The 688-nt window shown below is 54.2% G+C and carries 1 rRNA gene; it reads left to right on the top strand.

Annotated elements, in window-relative coordinates:
* Window positions 1-688 (top strand): 23S ribosomal RNA (locus ACSEXS_RS22610); the annotation flags it as partial.

Raw genomic sequence — 688 nt, 5'->3', positions numbered from 1 at the left:
TAAGGCTGGGCTGTGATGGGGAGGGAAACTTACAGTACCGAAGGTCATGATCTCAAGCTGCCGAGAAAAGCCTCTAGCCAGGCGAAGGTGCCCGTACCGTAAACCGACACAGGTAGGTAGGAAGAGAATTCTAAGGCGCGCGGAAGAACTCTCGTTAAGGAACTCGGCAAAATGACCCCGTAACTTCGGGAGAAGGGGTGCCTCGGTAGGGTGAATAGCCCGAGGGGGCCGCAGTGAAAAGGCCCAAGCGACTGTTTAGCAAAAACACAGGTCTGTGCGAAGCCGCAAGGCGAAGTATACGGGCTGACGCCTGCCCGGTGCTGGAAGGTTAAGGGGAGCGGTTAGGAGCAATCCGAAGCTGTGAACCGAAGCCCCAGTAAACGGCGGCCGTAACTATAACGGTCCTAAGGTAGCGAAATTCCTTGTCAGGTAAATTCTGACCCGCACGAATGGCGTAACGACTTGGGCGCTGTCTCAACGAGAGATCCGGTGAAATTTTAATACCTGTGAAGATGCAGGTTACCCGCGACAAGACGGAAAGACCCCATGGAGCTTTACTGCAGCTTGATATTGGACTTGGGTACGGTCTGTACAGGATAGGTGGGAGCCTAAGAAGCATGTGCGCCAGCATGTGTGGAGGCGACGTTGGGATACCACCCTGATCGTATCTAGGTTCTAACCTGTCACC

This window comes from Gorillibacterium terrae (assembly GCF_051594785.1).
Classification (GTDB): Bacteria; Bacillota; Bacilli; order Paenibacillales; family NBRC-103111; genus Gorillibacterium.
Note: the sequence above shows the minus strand (reverse complement) of the source record. Positions and strands in the feature narration are given on the sequence as shown.